The following is a 6,013-nucleotide window of genomic DNA, read 5'->3' as shown; positions in this document are numbered from 1 at the left end:
TGTTCGTGCTGGGGTGTGTATCCCGGTGTTTGATGACATGCTCACCAACAAACCTGTGAACGTGCCATGGAAAACCTACAGGCGCCACGTCAATGAAATCCTCGCGATGCTTATGACTCCTGAAACCCAGGTAGAGAACGCGAAACGTAATCGGGGTGTGTCGTATTGGGTGAATGATGACGGGACAGCCACGTTGAGTCTTACTGGTCCTGTGTTGGAGATGGAAGCGTTCTACCAGCGGGTGCGTGGGACTGCCAGGGCTATTCTGGCGAACCACATAGAACCGTTTACTGCCACGTTGCCGGATGAGCAACAAGCCTTGTTCATTACCGAAGACAATGGGGACACGACTGAAGTGCGGGTTGGTGATTTGGGTCGGGTTGAGGTTGATGACGACCGGCTGATGGACCAACTGACCCTGGATTTGATTACCGGGGCTAAGCCTTCAACCACGTTACGTGTCCGCGTGGTCCCGACGGGTAAACACGCCCCCATCAAAGTCACCTACACCAAACCAGATCGCCCGAGCACGGAAGATGCCAGTGGTGTTGGTGGTTCTGTGTGGGCTGAGAAGTGTGAAGCTAAACAGGCGGAGGACGTGTACGAGCTTGAGTTGTGCGTGTCGATGCCTGAAAAAGAAGAATGGTTAAAAGCTCAAGCCGGTATCACCGTCACAGTCCCGGTCTTGCACTTCCTCACGCACCTACCACCACCAGGCACGGGGAGAAAACCCGAGGAACAAAGATCTGAGAGACAACGATTCGGAAAAGACCCCGGGGTGGACAGATCGGGGCACGAGAAACAAGACCCCGGAAGAGCCGAAAGTGAACAACAAGCGTCCGAGAACCAGGGGACTGGTGTGTCATCCGGGGCTGATGTGTCGCCGGGTCGTGAAGAAGCCCTAAACCCGGAAGAGTTCTTGAACGCTGACGAGCCCCTGATAGCCGGTGAGTCTCTGAGTGCTGCTACGGGTAGTGAGGTTGATTATGGGTTACCGATCAAGGTGGACCCAGATGCGCGGGTGCCGGTGATGATGAATGGCCGGGTTCCGTTAGACGTAAAGACTGCTGATGAGCTGATCGCGCAAGCGAAATGGGTCTACCGGATGTTCACAGACCCCGAAACAGGGGTAGTCCTAGAATCCACACCGACGAAGTATTACATACCCGCGGCTTTGAAACGCATGGTCGAAGCCAGGCATCCTGATTGCAGTGCCCCCTGGTGTGCCACACCTGCCAGAGTGTGCGAAAAAGACCACATCGAACCGTTCAACCACGAAGACCCCGAGTCAGGTGGGCTCACAGTGATGGAGAATCTGCACCCGTTGTGTAAGCGACATCATCAAGAGAAAACCCAAAAACGACTACGCGTAGACAGGATGGATGACGGTTCCCTAGCGTGGGTGCTGCCAAGGATTGGTGCCATGCTGGTCTACCCACCAGAATCACGTATTAACCAACTCCAATACGAACGGTTACTCGAGTACTTCGACACCGGCGACCAAGACATCAGCGGCACCATCAACCAATACCTAGAAACAGAACACGAAACCGCCCACCGCCCTGAAACTGGGACTGATCATGGTGCAGGCCGCGCGGAAGCAGACAGCCCTGAACCCACGGCTACGAACCACCCTGAACCCGGGCCTGCTGAAAGTCCAGGACAAACCGACGAGTATCCCCGCGAGATCGCAGACGAGTACGCAATCGCAGCGGAAGTGTTCAAAGGTGACACCCGCCCATGGCAACCCAGCGAAGAACCACCACCATTCTAACCGCCACCATTCTGAGCAAGGCGAGGGCTGGGAAGCTGAGTTATGGACGAGGGCAAGGCTTACGGAGCGCGTTCTGACCAGGGCGGCCTAAACCCAGCCAAAACGAACTACTCCCCACCAGCTGACAACCGACTTTCATCAGTCCAGCCAATAGAGAGTAACTCAGAAGCCCCAACTACTGGAACAACTCATATATGGGAGCTATTCAAAACCACGGCAACTCGCAAACGTGGCCGCCGCCAAGAAAGCAACCGAAGTTTTAGCGCTCCTCAACCGGCACGTAGGAGCGCTGAGGCTCGCCAGTGTATACCTGACGTGGACGACCGATCTTGGTCTCAGGGTCCTTCATCATTTCGTGCCACTGCGCAATCCAACCAGGCAGACGACCAGCAGCGAACAAAACCGTGAACATGTCGGTGCGGAAGCCCATCGCCTTGTAAATGAGGCCGGTGTAGAAGTCGACATTCGGGTACAGGCTACGCGACACGAAATAATCGTCCTTAAGCGCGATCTCTTCAAGCTTCATCGCCAAATCAAGAAGCTCATCGTTGCCACCCAGTTTCTCCAAAATGTCGTGCGCAACGTTCTTAATAATGGCCGCACGTGGGTCGTAGTTCTTGTACACGCGGTGACCAAAGCCCATCAGGCGCACACCCTGTTCCTTGTTCTTCACCCGCTCCATGTACTTCTCAGCACCGTCATCAGACTCAGCGATCTCCTGGAGCATCTCCAGCACCGCAGAGTTAGCACCACCGTGAAGCGGACCAGACAGCGCGCTCACACCAGCAGAAACCGACTGATAAATATTCGCCTGCGACGACCCCACCAGACGCACCGTCGAAGTGGAACAGTTCTGTTCGTGGTCGGCGTGCAGAATGAACAAGATGTCGAGCGCTTTGACCAACAGCGGGTCTGGCTCAAAGTCACCCTGCGTAGGCAACGCGAAGTGAACACGCGCGAAATTCTCCATCGGTGAGAGGTGATCCGACGGGTGCACCACAGGTACACCCGAACGACGACGTGAAGCAAGAGCGGTGATCGTAGGCATCTTCGCCATCAGACGGAGCATGGAGAGTTCAACCTGCTCCTCGTCGAAAACGTCCAAGCTGCCCTGGTAAAAAGTCGACATGGCAGAAATCGCACCAGACACCATGGACATTGGGTGCGCGTCATACGGGAACGCCCGGAAGAACTCACGCATGTTGTCATTCACAATCATGTGACTGGAGTACTTCGCCGTAAATTCTTCAAGCTGCTGAGCGGTAGGAAGCTCACCATAAATCAGCAGATATGAAACCTCAATGAAACTCGACTTCTCAGCAAGCTCCTCAATGGGGTACCCGCGGTAACGCAGAATCCCCTTCTCGCCGTCAATAAAAGTGATCTTGGACGATGACGCCGCAGTTGATGTGAAACCTGGGTCGTACGTGACAGTTCCGGTCTCTTTGAGAAGCGAGCCAATCCGCAAACCTTCCGTGCCCTCTGTCGCACGTACGCGGTCGAGTTCAAGCTCCTTCTCACCGACAAGCATTTTGCCGTCTGCCACCATTATGTCTCCTTAAAGGGTTCACATCATTGCATTCACAGGCTACCCCTTTTTGTGACTCTGCACTAAGTCGCACCATTTTTCATTGGAGGTTAGCTACGCACGCAACGGGGGCAACACAAGGGCATCACCAGGACATCACAAAGGCGTCACGCGGGCATCCGCCCGCCTCAACTACTCAAGCGCCGAGCCGCTGTTCGAATCGTGTCATCTGACCCGGTGAGAGCCACACGCACGTACTGAGCACCCGCCTCACCGTAAATAATTCCCGGCCCAGCCAAAATACCCAACTCAGCAAGACCTGAAAGCGTCTCCCAACAGTCCTCGCCCCGGGTACACCACAAATACAGCCCCGCCTCAGAATGATCAATCGTCATCCCCCAGGCTTCCAACGCCGGTTTCAACACGTCGCGTCGAGCACGGTACATTTCCTTCTGCGCATCAACATGCCCAGAGTCCCCCAAGGCAGCAATCATCGCTGTCTGTACTGGCCCCGGAACAATCATTCCAGCGTGCTTACGCGTGTTAGTCAGATCCGCAATCAAACTCTGGTCCCCAGCGACGAACGCAGCCCGGTAACCAGCCAAGTTCGACTGCTTCGACAGCGAATACACACTGAGCAATCCCGTGTGGTCCTCCCCCGCGCCAGCAGGATCAAGGATCGACGGCGCCTCTGCCTCCCAATTCAGCAACGCGTAACATTCGTCGCTGGCAACAACAACGCCAGCTTTCCGGGTAGCCTCGACAACCTTCCGAAGCGTCGCTTCGTCCAGCACACGACCAGTGGGGTTGGCAGGTGAGTTAATCCAGAGCAAACCAACACCGTCAAGCGAAGCGCCTTCAGCGACGTCATGCGCATCTAGAACACGGAAATTCACGCCCGCGATCGTGGCACCCATGCGGTATGTGGGATACGCAAGTGCCGGTCCGGCTACGCCCAGCCCCAGCTCTTTCAAGCCCAAAAGTGTGGGCAACCACGCCACCAACTCTTTTGATCCAACAGTTGGCAAAATCGCACCAGGGGCAACGTCCACGCGCCGTGATCGGGAGTACCAGTCCGCGATTGCTTCACGCAACTGTGGAGTTCCAGCTGTTGTTGGATACCCGTGCGAATCAGCGCCTGCCGCAAGGGCATCTTGAACAACCTGCGGTGTGGGGTCAACGGGCGTTCCAATAGACAAGTCACACAGGCCACGTTCTTCCGCGCGTGCTTTAAGAGGCGCGAGTTTGTCCCACGGATAAGCTTCGAGGTGACGACCGTACTGAGCGAAGTCCATGCTACTGCTGTGGTGGGAGGGCCGCGATAATAGGGTGGTCAGTTCCGGTGTTACCAACACCAGCTGCTCCACCGGGAGATCCGAGTTCGTCAAAGAACTCCACATTGGCCTTGTAGTATTCGGCCCACTGTTCAGGAACGTCGTCTTCGTAGTAAATGGCTTCTACCGGACACACGGGTTCACACGCACCGCAGTCCACACATTCGTCAGGGTGAATGTAGAGTGAGCGTTCACCTTCGTAAATACAGTCCACGGGGCACTCATCGACGCATGCCTTGTCCTTGAGATCGACACACGGCTGCGCGATTATGTACGTCACGGATACCTCCTGGTTGTATGGATACTTAATAAGGTTACTCCTACGCACCTACTTTTCCACACTTGAAAGGGCCTCCATGTTTTCACCCGGCACGCGGGTTGTTGTGAGATACACAGACAACGGCTCTTTGACCGACGCTCTTGGTGAGGTCCTCGAAGTCTCACCAACACACCTCCGCATCTCTACCAAGCGCGGCCCCGTTGACGTTCCACAGGATGCCATCGAAACTGGGCACGAGATCCCGCCGGCTCCCACCCGCCCAGGAAAACTCCACGAAATCGTGAGCGCTGAAGACCTACGCAAAGTCGCCGCCGCAACATGGTCGCCCCACGAAATCGCGTGGCTACATGCCGACAACCTCGCGTCCGAACTACGCGGAGAGGATCCCAAAGTGCTCTCAGGGTGGCTTCTGCGGTCAGCACCTGCCACCTCGGCGGCCGCCAACAGCGCCCTCCCCGTCAACGACCCCGGCATGCCCACCCAGGAGGCACTTTCCCTCTCCATCGACTGGCTCAAAGAACGAGGCAGCACGCCACACATCCTCATTCACACCCAGGCCCACTCCAATGAGCTCAGCCCCGCAAGCCAGCAGGTTGCCCCACTTTTGCGCGGCGAGGGTTTCGTCCCGTCAGATCCTGTGATCACGTTTACCGCGCCCACCGCAGAACTCGCTCAGTTGCGTGAACCAGATGGCGAAATTGTCGAATCAGACGCTCCCGCTCCCCTGCACTACGCGGTGTGGGGTATCGAAGAATCGGCGCGCGACGAATACAACCACCTGATTGCAAGCGCACCCCAATACCGCATCCTTTCGGCCATTTCGACTGGCCCGGACGGCACACGGACCATGGTGGGCGCGGCGCGCATCGCGTTCGCGATGAAGTGGGGCGTTCTTTCTCACCTGGTCGTTCACCCAGACTCCAGGCGCGCCGGGGTTGGTAGCGCGCTTGTCACGGCAGCTGCGCGGCTTGCCCAAGCCCGAGGTGTCCGGTCACTGATGTACGAAGCTCCCGACCGCGAGCGCTCCGACTTTGCTCACGCATGTGGCATGGGCGAGCACCACCGCGTGTGGATGGCCCAGCCTGCGAGCGAGTGAA

5 protein-coding genes are annotated in these 6,013 nt (G+C 56.7%); 2 read left to right on the top strand and 3 right to left on the bottom strand.

Features of this window, described 5'->3' with window-relative positions; translation table 11 throughout:
- The coding region (locus tag QP868_RS05185) for an HNH endonuclease signature motif containing protein (protein ID WP_284925545.1) at positions 1-1,774 on the top strand (1,774 nt) is incomplete at its 5' end.
- 259 nt (positions 1,775-2,033) lie between these two features.
- On the opposite strand, the gene QP868_RS05180 is transcribed toward QP868_RS05185, so the two are convergent.
- The 3 genes from QP868_RS05180 to fdxA all read right to left on the bottom strand — a co-directional run bounded on the left by QP868_RS05180 (position 2,034) and on the right by fdxA (position 4,916).
- A complete protein-coding gene (locus QP868_RS05180) occupies positions 2,034-3,323 on the bottom strand; it encodes a citrate synthase (protein WP_284925544.1) in 1,290 nt (429 codons plus the stop codon).
- 167 nt (positions 3,324-3,490) lie between these two features.
- On the bottom strand, positions 3,491-4,597 hold the full coding sequence (gene dapC / locus QP868_RS05175; protein WP_284925543.1) for a succinyldiaminopimelate transaminase: 1,107 nt from the start codon (positions 4,595-4,597) through the stop codon (positions 3,491-3,493).
- 1 nt (position 4,598) lies between these two features.
- A complete protein-coding gene (fdxA, locus tag QP868_RS05170; protein ID WP_284925542.1) occupies positions 4,599-4,916 on the bottom strand; it encodes a ferredoxin in 318 nt (105 codons plus the stop codon).
- A gap of 76 nt (positions 4,917-4,992) precedes the next feature.
- On the opposite strand from fdxA, the gene QP868_RS05165 reads away from it, so the two are divergent.
- Entirely contained in the window at positions 4,993-6,012 is a 1,020-nt protein-coding gene (locus QP868_RS05165; protein WP_284925541.1) for a GNAT family N-acetyltransferase, read from the top strand.
- The last annotated feature ends 1 nt before the right edge of the window (position 6,013 follow it).

The sequence above is a fragment of the Brevibacterium sp. UMB1308A genome (assembly GCF_030230605.1).
In the GTDB taxonomy this organism is placed as follows: domain Bacteria; phylum Actinomycetota; class Actinomycetes; order Actinomycetales; family Brevibacteriaceae; genus Brevibacterium.
This window is presented reverse-complemented; position numbering and strand designations above follow the sequence as displayed.

Coding starts and splice junctions, on each gene's coding strand:
- QP868_RS05180 (WP_284925544.1), bottom strand. CDS start 3,323: ATGGTGGCAGACGGCAAAATGCTTGTCGGTGAGAAGGAGCTTGAACTC.
- dapC (WP_284925543.1), bottom strand. CDS start 4,597: ATGGACTTCGCTCAGTACGGTCGTCACCTCGAAGCTTATCCGTGGGAC.
- QP868_RS05165 (WP_284925541.1), top strand. CDS start 4,993: ATGTTTTCACCCGGCACGCGGGTTGTTGTGAGATACACAGACAACGGC.